The 14,724-nt window shown below is 73.1% G+C and carries 9 protein-coding genes, 1 pseudogene and 1 riboswitch; of the genes and pseudogenes, 4 read left to right on the forward strand and 6 right to left on the reverse strand.

What is annotated here, in order from left to right:
* The 3 genes and pseudogenes from ACWD5Q_RS28505 to ACWD5Q_RS28515 all read right to left on the reverse strand — a co-directional run.
* Positions 1 to 145: pseudogene (locus tag ACWD5Q_RS28505) on the reverse strand (RNA-guided endonuclease TnpB family protein); the annotation flags it as partial.
* 346 nt (positions 146 to 491) lie between these two features.
* A complete protein-coding gene (locus ACWD5Q_RS28510; RefSeq protein WP_451429928.1) occupies positions 492 to 1,244 on the reverse strand; it encodes a CbtA family protein in 753 nt (250 codons plus the stop codon).
* 21 nt (positions 1,245 to 1,265) lie between these two features.
* Positions 1,266 to 1,487, reverse strand: coding sequence for a CbtB domain-containing protein (locus tag ACWD5Q_RS28515; RefSeq protein ID WP_451429929.1), 222 nt, complete (start codon positions 1,485 to 1,487; stop codon positions 1,266 to 1,268).
* Positions 1,488 to 1,522: 35 nt separating this feature from the next.
* Positions 1,523 to 1,668, reverse strand: a riboswitch (cobalamin riboswitch).
* Between the two features lie 244 nt (positions 1,669 to 1,912).
* On the opposite strand from ACWD5Q_RS28515, the gene ACWD5Q_RS28520 reads away from it, so the two are divergent.
* The 3 genes from ACWD5Q_RS28520 to meaB are packed head-to-tail and all read left to right on the forward strand — an operon-like array spanning position 1,913 to position 6,900.
* The gene (locus ACWD5Q_RS28520; protein ID WP_451429930.1) at positions 1,913 to 3,724 is read left to right on the forward strand and encodes a methylmalonyl-CoA mutase family protein; all 1,812 of its coding nucleotides are present in this window, start codon (positions 1,913 to 1,915) and stop codon (positions 3,722 to 3,724) included.
* Positions 3,724 to 5,901 (forward strand): methylmalonyl-CoA mutase, encoded by a 2,178-nt coding sequence (scpA, locus tag ACWD5Q_RS28525; RefSeq protein ID WP_451429931.1) that lies wholly within the window; start codon positions 3,724 to 3,726, stop codon positions 5,899 to 5,901. The genes ACWD5Q_RS28520 and scpA overlap by 1 nt, the downstream gene beginning before the upstream one ends.
* A gap of 12 nt (positions 5,902 to 5,913) precedes the next feature.
* Positions 5,914 to 6,900 carry a methylmalonyl Co-A mutase-associated GTPase MeaB gene (meaB, locus tag ACWD5Q_RS28530; protein WP_451429932.1) on the forward strand — a complete coding sequence of 329 codons (987 nt, stop codon included), beginning with the start codon at positions 5,914 to 5,916 and terminating at the stop codon, positions 6,898 to 6,900.
* A 225-nt stretch (positions 6,901 to 7,125) separates the two neighbouring features.
* Here the strand turns inward: meaB and lysA are convergent, their stop codons facing one another.
* Both lysA and ACWD5Q_RS28540 read right to left on the reverse strand, forming a co-directional pair.
* A complete protein-coding gene (gene lysA / locus ACWD5Q_RS28535) occupies positions 7,126 to 8,460 on the reverse strand; it encodes a diaminopimelate decarboxylase (RefSeq protein ID WP_451429933.1) in 1,335 nt (444 codons plus the stop codon).
* 13 nt (positions 8,461 to 8,473) lie between these two features.
* Entirely contained in the window at positions 8,474 to 8,908 is a 435-nt protein-coding gene (locus tag ACWD5Q_RS28540) for an SAV_915 family protein (RefSeq protein ID WP_451429934.1), read from the reverse strand.
* Positions 8,909 to 9,298: 390 nt separating this feature from the next.
* Between ACWD5Q_RS28540 and ACWD5Q_RS28545 the strand changes: the two genes are divergently transcribed.
* A complete protein-coding gene (locus ACWD5Q_RS28545) occupies positions 9,299 to 9,874 on the forward strand; it encodes a universal stress protein (protein WP_451429935.1) in 576 nt (191 codons plus the stop codon).
* A 35-nt stretch (positions 9,875 to 9,909) separates the two neighbouring features.
* Here the strand turns inward: ACWD5Q_RS28545 and ACWD5Q_RS28550 are convergent, their stop codons facing one another.
* Positions 9,910 to 14,499 carry an HAD-IC family P-type ATPase gene (locus tag ACWD5Q_RS28550; RefSeq protein ID WP_451429936.1) on the reverse strand — a complete coding sequence of 1,530 codons (4,590 nt, stop codon included), beginning with the start codon at positions 14,497 to 14,499 and terminating at the stop codon, positions 9,910 to 9,912.
* Between the last annotated feature and the right edge of the window lie 225 nt (positions 14,500 to 14,724).

Here is a 14,724-nt window from a genome sequence, read left to right on the forward strand (position 1 = left end):
CTGCCTTCGGGAGCAGCGCTCCCGGAGGTCTTCCGCCATCAGCACCAGCCGGGTTGAGACCAGCCCGGACCAGCATCACGCGGGCGGAGTTCTTGCCCCTGGGGGACACCACTGCGCACGCGGTGCAGGTGTAGGTACGTTCCGAAAAGCACATTTCAGCGGGGCCTGTGTCGACCGCGATGCCGTCGACACAGAGATCGGCTGCGTAGGCGGCCCATTCTCCGGCGGCGGCTCGCTGCCATTTGACGGCGTCGGCGATGTCGAGGGTGCGGGCGAGCACCGCGGCGGGCAGTTCGGTCCCGGTGACGACGCAGCAGGGTCGCCATCGCGCAGCGCAGGCAGCCGGTTCGCGTAGCCCCCTTCGTCGCTTCGCCGGTGGGACGCGACGCCGGGCGCTCCGCTGTGCCCTGCGTGTGATCCGATCCGTCGATGCCCGGAGGACGAGAAGGCCCCCGGATGGTTCCGCGGTCCCTCTCGTGTCTCGGGTCCTGTCAGTTCGGGGCGGCGACCGCCTGGTCCCTGGCGGCCGGTGTGGACTTCGGATTCAGCCGGCGCTCGGCCAACTCGCCGAAGGTCAGGCCAAATCCGCCCCACAGGACGGCCTGGATGGCCAGGGCGGAGAGGCGGAACCGCCACAGCAGGGTGGCCGGGAAGTCCCTCGGGACCTCGTTGACCGCCGGGAGGAACGCGTACGCCAGGCCGATCACGACGGCGAAGCCGGCCATCGCGGCGACGGTGGCGTACCAGGTGCCCAGTCTCGGTGCGAGTCGCTTGCCCAGGATGGTGGCGGCGATCGCCAGGAGCACGCTGAGCAGCATCATCAGGAAGTACAGGGTGGTCCGCTTGCCGATGGTGTCGGGGTTGCCGACCGACGGCGGGTTGGCCGGGTACTTCAAAAACGGTACGACATACACGGCCAGCAGCGCGCAGCCCGACAGCAGCAGCGCGGTCGCCCGCGGGGAGAAGCGGCCGACCCGGCCGAGCGCGAAGCAGAAGGCGAGCGCGGCGATGCCGCCGAACGCGACTCCGTAGACCAGGACGCCGGTGGCGAGACCGGCGGTGGACTGCAGCGAGCGGGAGACGACTTCCCTCTCGTGCTCGTGGGAGTGGGCCGCCTCGAAGCTGATCGCGCTGTCGACGTTCGGCTCGCCGAGGAGGTAGGCCACGATCAGGGCGAGCACGCCGGCGGCCAGGCCGCCGAGCATGCCCCGCACCAGAAGGTTGCGCACGGTTGCGGAGTTCATGGGTGTGCGGCGCCCCTTGCGTCAGTGGCAGGGAAAGCCGAGCAGATGACGGCCGTCGTGCACCCACTCGTGGACGTCCGTGCCGCTGAACACGGAGGTGGCGCCCTGCTCGGCGCCGACGAAGTACAGCAGGATGAGCATGAGGATGCCGAAGAAAACCGCCCAGGGAGCAATCGCGTTCAGCGGCAGCTTGGCGGGAACGGCGGGGGTGGCGGCTGTCGGCTGGGCGACGGTCTGCACCATGGCAGGACCTCCTCTGGGAGTTCGCGTCCCATCTCGGTGGTGCACAGGACGACGGCCACGGGTCTGACTCACGAGGCGCCTTGGGGGCGTCTCGCACACAGTGGCGCGACCGTGCCGGATTCCCACCGGCTTCCGTCGTACCGTCGTCAATATCGGAGAGACCGTATCGCGTGTCGGGAGCGGGGCCAAGACCGCGTCCGCCTGGCGTGATCGTTCTCTCCGCGCCGGGCGGACGATCCGGTGACCTCGGGGTGAGCGGTGGCGGAACTCCGGCGGGCGCTTGTCAATCATCCTCCGACCCCCATCACCCGCGCGAGGAGAACCCCGTCGGACACTCCATGAGATCCCCGTCGGATGTTCAACGAGAACAAGGTCACAACCGTGCCCTCTGCTGCTCTTCTGCCGACCTGCCCTAACATCCGAGCATGACCGTCCTGCCTGACGAAGGACTCTCCCTGGCGGCCGAGTTCCCTGACGCGACCCTTGAGCAGTGGCACCACCTGGTGGCAGGTGTGCTGCGCAAGTCGGGCAAGGAAGTCCCGGACGCCGAGGCAGAGCACGCCCTGTCCACCGCGCTGGAGGACGGGCTGCGCACCCGGCCCCTGTACACCCGGCGCGACCACGCACCCGACCCCGGCCTGCCCGGCTTCGCGCCCTTCGTGCGCGGCGGCCGGCCCGAGGGGAACGCGCCCGGCGGCTGGGACGTGCGTCAGCGGCACACGGCCGCGGACGACGGCGCGGTCCTGACCGACCTGGAGAACGGCGTCACCTCCCTGTGGCTGGCCGTCGGCGAGTCCGCCGGCATCCCCGTCCCGTCGCTCGACCGCGCTCTCGCCGGCGTCTATCTCGACCTGGCGCCCGTCGTCCTGGACGCGGGCGCCGAGACCGAGCCCGCCGCACGGCGGCTGCTGCGGCTCTACGAGGACCGGGGCGTCGCCGCGGACGCGGCACGCGGCAACCTGGGCGCCGACCCGCTGGGCCATGAGGCCCGCACCGGGGAGTCGTACGACACCGCGCCCGTGGCCGAGCTGGCCCGGCTGTGCGCCGCGCGGTATCCGGGGCTGCGGGCGCTGACCGTGGACGCGCTGCCGTACCACGAGGCAGGGGGTTCGGCGGCGCAGGAGCTGGCCTGCTCCCTGGCGACGGGGGTCGCCTATCTGCGTGAGCTGACAGGGGCGGGGTTGAGCATCGAACAGGCCTGCGCCCAACTGGAGTTCCGGTATGCCGCGACCGCCGACCAGTTCCTGACGATCGCCAAGCTGCGCGCGGCGCGGCGGCTGTTCGCCCGGGTGGCCGAGGTCTGCGGGGCGCCGCAGGCAGGCGCGCAGCTCCAGCACGCCGTGACCTCGCCGGTGATGATGACGCGCCGCGACCCTTGGGTGAACATGCTGCGCACCACGGTCGCGACCCTGGCCGCCGGGGTGGGTGGCGCCGACGCCGTGACCGTGCTGCCCTTCGACCACGCGCTCGGTCTCCCGGACGCCTTCGCGCGCCGCATCGCCCGCAACACCTCCACCATCCTCATCGAGGAGTCGCATCTGTCCCGGGTGATCGACCCGGCGGCCGGCTCCTGGTACGTGGAGCGGCTGACGGACGACCTCGCGCACGCCGCTTGGGCGTACTTCCAGGAGATCGAGCGGTCCGGCGGGCAGGCGGCGGCTCTGCGCTCCGGCCTGGTCGGCGAGCGGCTGGCCGCGACCTGGTCCGTGCGCAGCGCAAAGCTCGCCCAGCGGCGTGAGCCCGTGACCGGCGTCAGCGAGTTCCCGCACCTGGCCGAGGAACCGGTCGTCCGCGCTCCCGCTCCCGAGCCGCCGTCCGGCGGGCTGCCCCGGGTACGGCGGGACGAGGCGTTCGAGGCGCTGCGCGCCCGCTCCGACGCCCACCTCGCCGCGACCGGCGCCCGGCCCCGCGTCTTCCTGGCCGCGCTCGGCCCGGCCGCCGCCCACACCGCCCGGCTCACCTTCGCCGCCAACCTCTTCCAGGCGGGTGGCATCGAGCCCGTCTCCGAGGGCACCTTCGAGGAGAGCGGGGCGCGGGAGGCATGCCTGTGCTCCAGTGACACGGTGTACGAGGAGCGGGCCGAGTCCGCCGCCGAGGAGCTGCGGGCGGCGGGCGCGCAGCACGTGTTCCTCGCGGGGCGTCCGGGCTCGTACGCGGGTGCCGACACCTATGTCTTCGCCGGCTGCGACGCCGTGGCCGTGCTCTCCGCCACGCTCGACCGCATGGGAGTGTCCTGATGTCCATCCCCGACTTCTCGGCGATCGAGCTGGGGACCCCGGTCGCCGGCACCGGCTCCGACGAGTGGCGTACGGCCGTCAAGAAGGCCACCGACGGTGCCGGCCTGCGCTGGGAGACCCCCGAGGGCATCACGGTCAAGCCGCTCTACACCGGGCAGGATCTCGAGGGCCTGGACTTCCTGGACACCTTCCCGGGCATCGCCCCGTATCTGCGGGGCCCGTACCCGACGATGTACGTCAACCAGCCCTGGACGATCCGGCAGTACGCGGGTTTCTCCACGGCCGAGGAGTCCAACGCCTTCTACCGCCGCAATCTGGCGGCCGGTCAGAAGGGCCTGTCGGTCGCCTTCGACCTGCCCACACACCGCGGCTACGACAGCGACCACCCGCGGGTGACCGGCGACGTCGGCATGGCGGGCGTGGCGATCGACTCGATCTACGACATGCGGCAGTTGTTCGACGGCATCCCGCTGGACCGGATGACGGTGTCGATGACGATGAACGGCGCCGTGCTGCCGGTGCTCGCGCTGTACATCGTGGCGGCGGAGGAACAGGGCGTGCCGCCCGAGAAGTTGGCCGGGACCATCCAGAACGACATCCTCAAGGAGTTCATGGTCCGCAACACCTACATCTATCCGCCGAAGCCGTCGATGCGGATCATCTCCGACATCTTCGCCTTCACCTCGCAGCGGATGCCCCGCTACAACTCCATCTCCATCTCCGGCTACCACATCCAGGAGGCGGGCGCGACGGCCGACCTGGAGCTGGCCTACACCCTCGCCGACGGCGTGGAGTACATCCGGGCCGGCCGGGACGCGGGCCTGGACGTGGACGCCTTCGCGCCCCGGCTCTCCTTCTTCTGGGCGATCGGCATGAACTTCTTCATGGAGGTCGCCAAGCTGCGTGCGGCCCGGCTGCTGTGGGCCAAGCTGGTCCGGGGGTTCGACCCGAAGAACGCCAAGTCGCTGTCGCTGCGCACCCATGCGCAGACCTCCGGCTGGTCCCTGACCGCCCAGGACGTGTTCAACAACGTCACGCGCACCTGCGTGGAGGCGATGGCGGCCACCCAGGGCCACACCCAGTCGCTGCACACCAACGCCCTCGACGAGGCGCTCGCGCTGCCCACCGACTTCTCCGCCCGCATCGCCCGCAACACCCAGTTGCTGATCCAGCAGGAGTCCGGCACGACGCGCGTGATCGACCCGTGGGGTGGCAGCGCGTATGTGGAGCGGCTGACCTACGACCTCGCCCGCCGGGCCTGGCAGCACATCCGGGAGGTCGAGCAGGCGGGCGGCATGGCGCAGGCCATCGACGCGGGCATCCCCAAGCTGCGCGTGGAGGAGGCAGCGGCCCGCGCCCAGGCCCGCATCGACTCCGGGCGGCAGCCGGTGATCGGGGTGAACAAGTACCGGGTGGACTCCGACGAGCAGATCGAGGTGCTCAAGGTCGACAACTCCTCGGTGCGCAGTCAGCAGATCGCCAAGCTGCGGCGGCTGCGCGAGGAGCGGGACGAGACCGCCTGCCAGGACGCGCTGGACACGCTCACACGGGCGGCCGACGGCGGGGGGAACCTGCTGGAGCTGGCGGTGCGCGCGGCCCGCGCGAAGGCGACCGTCGGGGAGATCTCGTACGCCCTGGAGAAGGTGTACGGACGGCACGCGAGCCAGATCCGTACGATCTCCGGTGTGTACCGCAACGAAGCAGGCGAGTCGCCGAACGTGGACCGCACCCGGGCCCTCGTCGACGCCTTCGCCGAGGCCGAGGGCCGCCGGCCGCGCATCCTGGTCGCCAAGATGGGCCAGGACGGCCACGACCGAGGGCAGAAGGTGATCGCGACAGCCTTCGCCGACCTCGGCTTCGATGTGGACGTCGGCCCGCTGTTCCAGACCCCGGCCGAGGTGGCGCGGCAGGCCGTCGAGGCGGATGTGCACATCGTCGGGGTGTCGTCCCTGGCCGCCGGGCACCTCACCCTCGTACCGGCGCTGCGCGAGGCACTCGCCGAGGAAGGCCGCGAGGACATCATGATCGTCGTCGGCGGGGTGATTCCGCCTCAGGACGTGCCGACGCTGAGTGAGATGGGCGCGGCGGCGGTGTTCCCGCCCGGCACGGTGATCCCGGACGCGGCCCACGACCTGGTGACGCGGCTGGCGGCCGGCCTCGGACACGGCGACCTGTGAGGCCGTGAGTCCATGGCCATCGACCTCGACACGTACGTCAAGGGCGTCCTCGACGGCAAGCGGGCGGTGATCGCCCGCGCGATCTCCCTGGTCGAGTCGACCCGTCCGCAGCACCGGGCGCTGGCCCAGGAGTTGCTGACCGAGCTGCTGCCGCACAGCGGGAGAGCCCGGCGGATCGGGGTCAGCGGGGTGCCGGGGGTGGGCAAGTCGACGTTCATCGACGCCTTCGGCACCCTGCTGACCGGCCTCGGGCACCGGGTGGCCGTGCTCGCCGTCGACCCGTCCTCCAGCCGGACCGGCGGCTCGATCCTCGGCGACAAGACCCGGATGGAGCGGCTGGCCGTCGACCCGGCGGCCTTCGTCCGCCCCTCCCCCACCGCCGGCACGCTCGGCGGGGTCGCCAAGGCGACCCGCGAGTCGATCGTGGTGATGGAGGCCGCCGGCTACGACGTGGTCCTGGTGGAGACGGTCGGTGTCGGCCAGTCCGAGACGGCCGTCGCGAACATGGTCGACTCCTTCCTGCTGCTGACCCTGGCGCGCACCGGGGACCAGTTGCAGGGCATCAAGAAGGGCGTCCTGGAGCTGGCCGACGTGATCGCCGTCAACAAGGCGGACGGCCCGCACGAACGCGACGCGCGCGCCGCCGCGCGTGAACTGGCAGGCGCGTTGCGGCTGATGCACGGCAAGGACGCCTTCTGGACGCCGCCCGTGCTCAGTTGCAGCGCTCGCGAGTCGACGGGCCTCGACACCGCCTGGGAGCGGCTGGAGCAGCACCGCACGCTGCTGGACTCCACCGGACGCCTCGCCGCCCGGCGCCGCGACCAGCAGGTCGACTGGACCTGGACCATGGTCCGCGACGGACTGCTGGGCCGTCTGCACGCCGACCCGGCCGTCCGCGCCCTCGCGCCCACCCTGGAACGGCAGGTCAGGAACGGCGAAGTGACGGCCACCCGGGCCGCCGAACGCATTCTGGACACCTTCGGGGGGCAGGAGACCTGAGGCAGGCCGGCCGGCTCCCGCCCGCCGCCGGTCCCTCGTCGGCGCGCCTGCGTCGTGCCGTCGGCGGAGCGGAACGGGCGGCGTGGATACGGGTCGTGCGAGGCGTCGCCGGTCCATCGGAGACGGTGTACGCCCAGCCGGCGGCCGGTCTCGGGTTGGGCCACCTCCGGGCGAGGGCTGGGCCAAGGCTCGCCCGGAGGTGGGCTTGGGGAGGGTGCGGCGGTACTACAGGCCGACGTCGCGGCTGCGGATGTCGTCCAGGGACTCCCGGCGGACGAGCAGCCGGGCGTGGCCGTCGCGCACGGCGACGACGGGCGGGCGGCCGACCAGGTTGTAGCCGGAGGCCATGGACAGGTGGTAGGCACCGGCGACGGGCACGGCGAGCAGGTCCCCGGGATGTATGTCGTCGGGGAGGTCCACATCCGTGGCCAGTACGTCACCGGCTTCGCAGTGCCGGCCCACGACGGTCGCCGGGTGCAGGCGGGCGCTGCCGCGCCGGCCCACCAGGCGGGGGGCGTAGCGCACTCCGTACAGGGCGGGTCGCGGGTTGTCGCTCATGCCGCCGTCGATGGCCACGAACGTGTGACCGCCGGTGCGCTTGACCGCGAGGACGCGGTACAGGGCGACGCCCGCCGGTCCCGCGATGGCCCTGCCCGGTTCGATGATCAGGCGGGGCACCGCGAGCCCGGCCGACGCGCACGCCTCGTTCAGCTCGGCCCGGACCTTGCGCGCCAGGGTGGTCAGGTCCAGGGCCTGCTCGCCGGGCCGGTAGGCGATGCCGTGGCCGCCGCCCAGATCGAGTTCGGGCAGGACGAGGCCGTGCTGCCCGTGCAGCCGGGCCATGAGGCCCACCAGCCGGCGTACGGCCTGCAGATACGGTTTGACGCTGGTGATCTGTGAGCCCAAGTGGCAGTGCAGGCCGGTGAGTTCGAGCTGCGGCTGGTCCAGGATCCGGGCGATGGCGTGCTGGGCGTAGCCGTCGGAGATCGACAGACCAAACTTCTGGTCCTCGGTGCCGGTGCGGATCTTCTCGTGGCCGCCCGCGTGGATGCCGGGCACCACCCGGACCATGACCTTCTGATGGCCGTCGGGTCCGACCGCGGCGGCCAGCCGTGCGATCTCCGACGGGCTGTCGATGACGATCCGGCCCACCCCCAGCCGCAGAGCCGTCTCCAGGTCGTGCGGTGACTTGGCGTTGCCGTGCAGCACGATCCGCTCGGGCGGGAAACCGGTGGTGACCGCGAGTTCCAGCTCGCCGGCCGAGCAGACGTCCAGGCCCAGGCCCTCCTCGTCCATCCAGTGGGCCATGGCCCGGCACAGGAACGCCTTGGCCGCGTAGAGGACTTCGGTGTCGGGGAAGGCATGCCGGTAGGTGCGGCAGCGTTCACGGACCTCGGCCTCGTCGAGAACGTAGACGGGGGTGCCGAAGCGGTCGGCCACCTCGGCGAGCGCCACGCCGCCGACGGCGAGGTCACCGGGGCGGGGCTCGGCGGTGGACGCCGGCCACACCGACAGCTCGTGGGCGGTGGTGGTGAGCGCGGTTTCGTGAAGGGTGGTCATCGGGTTCTCCCTCTCAGCCGAGCCAGAGCGACAGCGCCGAGACGAAGGCCGCGGCGCCGGTGACCCGGAGCACGCCGACGGCCTGCGGATCCCAGGTGTGCGTACGTTCACGGTGTGCGCCGGGGTGCTTCCGGATGCGGGGCAGACGCTCGCCGCGGGTCGGCGCGGGGGCGGTGAACTGGGGGTCCACCGTGACGGTGGTGACCCCGAGCGGGGCGGTCAGCGCGCGCAGTGCGGGTTCGGCGAGCCTGATCCACGTCTGCTCGGGCCCGAGCGTGGCGATCAGCCTGCGCTCGGAGGTGAAGCCGACAGCCGTACGCTCGCCGAGGGGGGTACAGAAGAGCCGAGCCGTGCACCGGGACGGGCCCGACCGGACCGGGACGTACAGAGGTCCGGCCGGGAACCGATCGCAGGGCTCGGGGTCTTCGTCGTACAGGGGTTCTGCCATGGGATGCCTCCCGGAGGATCCGCGGTGGTGCAAGGACTGGCGGCTGGTTCGCCGGATGAGCCGGGTGGTCCTGCCGGGTGTGCGAGACGCCCCTCACCTGGCGGGGCGGACCGTGGCTCGCCGATGACGCTACGCCCGGGCACCCCGGATGCCGGACCTCTCCTGACGGGATGCTGACGGCGACCGGGGCGACGCTGACGCGTTGCTGACACTCCTGGCCAGGGGTCTGGGCAAGACCGTCAGAAGGGCGTCAGGAAAGGGCGCGTGGGCTGTTCCGGGGCCCGGGCCGGGCGTGAGATGGAAGCGGTATCGACGAGCATCGCCGACGAGGGGCGAGCACCCGGGAACCGCCCGGGGGCCACCCCGTCGGCGTGTGAGGAACGGTGTGTGATGTCCGAGTCCGACGCTCCCTGGGCCGGCCGTGTCGTGGTCGGCCTGAACGGTTCGCTGGGCAGTGTCGCCGCCCTGCGCCGGGCCGCCGACGAAGCCCGGCGCCGTGGTGCGGAGCTGTGGCCGGTGCTGGCCTGGGAGCCGCCCGGCGGGGATCTGGCCGCCCGGCCCCCGGCGGCGTCCTTCATGGCCGGGGAGTGGGAGCGCCTGGCGCGGGAGAGGCTGCTTGAGGCGCTCCATGGCGTGTTCGGCGCTCAGGGCCCGGGGGTGCCGATGCGGGCGCTCATCGCCCGGGGCGCCCCCGGTCCGGCGTTGGTGGAGATCGCGGACCGGGAGGACGATGTGCTGGTCGTCGGCGCCGGACACCGCTCCCGTTGGCACCGCGCGCTCCGGCCGTCGGTCAGCCGGTACTGCCTCGCGCACGCCGCCTGCCCCGTCCTGGCGGTGCCGCCGTCGCCGCTCGAGGCCGCCCTCGCGTCCGCCCATCGCCGGAACACCTGGCGGCTGCGCCTGGACACGGGCCGTCTCACCCGGGAGTCGGAGACCGTGCCGCCCGGGGACTCGGCATCGGGGTGAGGGTTTTGGGCCGGGTCCGCCCGGTGGCCGGCCTCTCAGGAAGGAGCCGGCCGGCCGATGCCCGGTGTGGGCAGGCCGAAGCGGGACAGCACCCCGCTCAGCCAGGACATCGGGGCCGCGGCGAGCGCGGCAGCGGCCGACGACGGCAGCGCTGATGTGCCGGCTTCGCCGGCCTGCTCCGCCGAGGAGGGCAGCCAGCCCGTGCGGGCCAGGCGACCGGCGAGGGGCTCCAGTCGTCCGTGGAGGAGCGTGGCCGTGGTGATGGCGGTCAGAGCGATCCCCCATCCGACGGGGCCCAGCGGGGTGGATCCGAAGAACTGGCTGATGCCCGGGGTCTGGATGATGGCGACGAGCACCGCTGCCGAGCCGATGGTGGCGGCGAGCACGTGACGGTCGGCACCGCCGCTGGCGAGGGTCTGTGCGAGCTGGGTGCCGACCACCGCGGCCAGTGCCACCGTTCCGGCGCGGCGTTGGGTGCCGGTGAAGCGGGCGGCCGTCCAGGCGAGCCCTGAACCGAGGGCGGTGGTGAGCCCGCGCTGGAGCATCTCCTGCGTGAGCGCGGTGCCCAGCGACTGGTGGGGGCCTTCCTCCAGGAGCTGTTCCCCGGTGCCCTCGGCCGGGGTGCGTACGGCGATGGCGAGGGCGGGGGCGAGGTCGGTGAGCAGGTTGACCAGCATGATCTGACGGGCACGCAGCGGTGAGCTGCCGGAGAGCGCGGAGGCGAGCACGCTGAAGGTGACCTCGCCGAGGTTGCCGCCGATCAGGATGGCCAGCGCGGTCCTGACCGAGGTCCACATCGCCCGGCCCTCGGTCAGGGCGGTGACGATCGTCTCCAGGCGGTCGTCACCGATGACCAGATCGGCGGCGGCCGTGGCGGCGGGGGTGCCGCGCCGTCCCAGGGCGATTCCGACGTCGGCGAGCCGGATGGCGGGGGCGTCGTTGGCCCCGTCGCCGGTCATCGCCACGACTCGGCCCAGACGCTGGAACGCCTCGACGATGCGGACCTTGTGGTGCGGGGTGCACCGGGCGATCACGTCCACCGTCGGCAGCAGGGCGTCCAGGGTGTCGTCGTCGAGCTGGTCCAACTCCGGTCCCGTGCACACGGTTTGGTCGGGGTCGCCGGTGACCGAGGCCGCGATGGCCTCGGCGGTGGCGGCGTGGTCCCCGGTGAGCAGGACGGTGTGCACCCCGGCCGCCCGCAGCCGGGTGGTGGCCGGCGCCGCCCCGGGGCGCACCGGGTCGGCCAGCACGACGAATCCTACGAAGACCAGATCGCGCACCGCCTCGTCGGTCAGCTCCTCCCCCGGCTCCATGGTGCGTTCGGCGACCGCGAGGACGCGACGGCCGGCTCCGGCCAGTTGCTCGGTGGCCCGGGTGAGCGCCTTGTACCCGGCGTCGTCGAGCACGGTCCGCACCCCGTTCAGGCGGCGGTACAGGCAGCGGTCCAGCACGGTCTCGGGGGCGCCCTTGATGCTGAGCAGAAGGCGGCCGGCGGTGCTGCCCGTGGTGGCGTGGTAGGCGCGGGACGGGTCGAAGGGCAGCGTTCCGGTGCGCCGCCAGCGGGGCGCGCCGCGGCCGACCGACACCCGCACCCGGCGGGCCCCCGCGTCCACCGCCCGGTCGGTCTGGTGAGCCATCGGCTCCGACTGGCGGGCGGCGGGGGTGGCGCGGAGGGCGGCCGCCAGGACCGACTTGTGCCGTGGGCCGAGCCGGTCGACGGGGAGCGTGCGATCTCCGTCGCCGACGGCGGCGAGCTGAAGATTGCCCTCGGTGAGGGTGCCGGTCTTGTCGAAGCACAGTACATCCGCCCGGCCGAGCGCCTCGATGGTGCGGGGGTTGCGCACGAGCGCGCCGTGTTCGGCCAGGCGGCGCGCGGAGGCCAGTTGGGCGGCGTTGACGAGGAACGGCAACCCCTCGGGGACCGAGGCGACGGCCAGGTTCACCGCCGAGGCCAGGCTCTCGGCGGGCGGGCGTCCGTGCAGCAGCCCGGCCCCGGCCACCGCCGCCGCGGAGATCGTCGCCACGGGCAGGCTGGCTTTGGTGAGGGACGACAGCCGTGCCTCGACGCCGGTGACCGGTGCGGCCTCCCGGGCGGTGGCCATGGTCCGCCCGACCTCGGTGGCCGCCCCGGTGGCCACGACCACCGCCACCGCCTCTCCGGCGGAGACGGTGGTGCCCTCGTAGAGCATCGAGAGGCGGTCGGTGAGATGTGCGGCGACCACGGGGGCGGGGTCCTTGGCGACGGGCAGGGACTCGCCGGTCAGCGATGACTCGTCGACCTCCAGGCCCTGGGCCTGAAGCAGCCGGCAGTCGGCGGGCACCACGTCCTCCGGCCGGAGCAGTACGACGTCTCCCGGCACCAGGTCCTCCGCGGTGACCAGCCGATCGGCGCCTCCACGCCGTACCCGGGCACCCACGGCGGAGCGGGCGGTCAGCTCGGCGAGGGCGCGTTCGGTCCGCACCCGCTGAGCGCCGCCCACCAGTGCCGACGTGGCGGTGATGAGCGCGACCAGCAGGGCGTCCGCCCGGGAACCCACGGAGGCGGCCAGGGCCGCCCCGCCGGCCAGCACGGGCGTCAGCGGGTTGGCCAACTCCTCGACGAACGCCGACGGCAGGGTGGTCCGCGGCGGCACGCCTGCCCGTGACGGTCCCTTGGCCCGTGCCTCGGCCTCCGCCGCGGACAGTCCGTCGATGCTCGTACGCAGCCGTTCCAGGGCCCGCGTAGGCGGCATCAGGTGCCAGGGCACGGTCTCCACGGACGGGGTGACCGGACGCGAGCACAGTTGCCGGGCGCGCCAGACGCCCAGCCCGAAGGCGATCCCCCCGGCGGTGTTGCACGCCGCCTGTCCGCGCGAGCACGCCTCGGCGGCCGTTGCCCGCATCGCCGCGACCACGCCGATGCCGCTGCCGCTCGCGGCCAGCACCGCGCTGTCCCGGTCGACTTGGCGGGCCACGCCGACACCGGTGAGGATCAGCGCGACCGAGTCCAGGTCGGTGCCGACCAGCAGGTGTGCGCCCCAGGCCGGGGGCTCTCCCTCCCGGTGCACTCCGATGCCGCAGTCGGACGCTCCCAGCGCGCGGCGGTTGCCCGACACGAGCAGCACCACGGCGCCGTCCGCCTGCAACCCGCGTACGGACGCCACCAGTCGGCTCCCCGTCGGCACCATCGCGTCGACGAAGCCGAGTTCCGGATACGGCTGGTCACCGGCGAGGATCACGCGAATCCCGGAACGGCGGGCCGCGGCGGCCAGGGCCTGCGCGCCGGGCAGCGTCTGCGTCGCGGCCCCCGCCACGGCCACCAGTCGGCGCCCGTGGGCCAGGCCCAGCACCTGTTCGCCGCCGCGGTGCCGCAGCCGGTCCGCGGCCCCGCGGCCGGTGCCGTCCGTCAGTTCCAGGTCCTCCAGAGGACCGAGCACCCAGCCGTCGCCGTCGCGGTGGAGGCGCCCGGGTGCGGCCGGGTCGAACAGGGAGAACAGCCGATCGGAGACCTGCGCGGGCTCGGCGCCGTCGAGCAGCTCCAGATCGGTCAGTTCGCAGCGGCCGCTGCGCAGTGCGTTCACGTCCAGGAGCACGGTGTCCACCTGGCCCAGGCGGCGCAGCGCGCCGCGGTCCATGGCCACGACGCCCCGCAGCGCGAGGAATCGGCCCAGACTGGTGGCGAAGCCCTCCCGCCCGGCCTCCGGCGCCTTCGGCATGCTGGACAACGCCACCGCGAGTGCGCGCCTCGGCCCCACGGCGGGGGTCGCGAGGGCGCCGACGGCCGCGCCCGCCCCCATGACCCGCTCGGCATAGCGCGCCGTCACATCCTGGTGCACCTGGGGACGTTGGGTGAGGGTCGGCTCGGCCTTCGCGTCCTCCGGTCCCCGTACCAGTCGCGGCTCCGCCTCCGCCCACGCCTGAAGGGCCGCGTTCGCCTCCCGCCACTGCGCCAGACGCTGCGCGGCGTCGAGGACGAGCCCCCCGCCGCGCGTGGCCACGCCCTGGACCAGCGCGTTGAGTGCCGGAAGTACTGATTCCGGGCGCTCCCGCTCGCCGAGGACCGACGCCGCCAGCCGGCGCAGAAGGGGGTGGCACTGGACGGCCGTGGCAAGAGCCCCCACCTCCGCGGGCAGTGGGGTCCACGGCGACAGGCGCGTGGCCACCGTGAGCATGAGCCCCGCGATGTCCGCCGCGAGGACCGGAAAAGCGGGCCGTGTGTGCGGTGCCTCGCACGGATGGTGCGGCTCGGGGCACCATCCGTCGAACCCGCCCTCATCCGCGGTGCCGGCGGCCCCGTGGGCCTCCGCGTGGGCGATGATCCGGATCAGTTCCTGACGGGACGGTGGCGGCGAGGCCAGTTCCACGACCACCCGCTCCGCGGGAGCGTTCACCCGCGCCCACAGTACGCCGGGGTGCTCCTCGAGCGCGCGCTCCACGAGCCGGCCGACCCACATGCCGCGCGGGCCCCGTACCCCCCGCACATCGATATGGCAGCGCCCCGGGCGGGACCAGACATCCCGCTTGTCCATGCCGAGCAGCAGGGCGGCCCCGCCCACGGCCTTGTGCACCCCGGCGGCCACCCCGCCCTTCAGGTTTCGGGTCAGTGGCGCCGGCAGCGGCGGAAGCACTCCGGACAACAACGACATCCGCCTCATACCTCCGCAGCAGGTCAGTCCCTCGTCCTTCGTCCGTTCTCGATCAGCATGTGCCACCCCGGACCCGCCCGCCCGCCCTGCTGGTCCGAACGGATTCCCGGCTCGCAGGCCCCTGGACCCCGGGGTAGCTTGAGCCTCCCGGGGGGCGACGTTCAGGACCCCAGGAACGGATGTGAGCCGTGACCACGCCGAGGATTGGCGAGAAGCGCCCGAAGA

It is taken from the genome of Streptomyces sp. NPDC002513 (assembly GCF_053595355.1).

Coding starts and splice junctions, on each gene's coding strand:
- ACWD5Q_RS28510 (WP_451429928.1), bottom strand. CDS start 1,244: ATGAACTCCGCAACCGTGCGCAACCTTCTGGTGCGGGGCATGCTCGGC.
- ACWD5Q_RS28515 (WP_451429929.1), bottom strand. CDS start 1,487: ATGGTGCAGACCGTCGCCCAGCCGACAGCCGCCACCCCCGCCGTTCCC.
- ACWD5Q_RS28520 (WP_451429930.1), top strand. CDS start 1,913: ATGACCGTCCTGCCTGACGAAGGACTCTCCCTGGCGGCCGAGTTCCCT.
- scpA (WP_451429931.1), top strand. CDS start 3,724: ATGTCCATCCCCGACTTCTCGGCGATCGAGCTGGGGACCCCGGTCGCC.
- meaB (WP_451429932.1), top strand. CDS start 5,914: ATGGCCATCGACCTCGACACGTACGTCAAGGGCGTCCTCGACGGCAAG.
- lysA (WP_451429933.1), bottom strand. CDS start 8,460: ATGACCACCCTTCACGAAACCGCGCTCACCACCACCGCCCACGAGCTG.
- ACWD5Q_RS28540 (WP_451429934.1), bottom strand. CDS start 8,908: ATGGCAGAACCCCTGTACGACGAAGACCCCGAGCCCTGCGATCGGTTC.
- ACWD5Q_RS28545 (WP_451429935.1), top strand. CDS start 9,299: ATGTCCGAGTCCGACGCTCCCTGGGCCGGCCGTGTCGTGGTCGGCCTG.
- ACWD5Q_RS28550 (WP_451429936.1), bottom strand. CDS start 14,499: ATGTCGTTGTTGTCCGGAGTGCTTCCGCCGCTGCCGGCGCCACTGACC.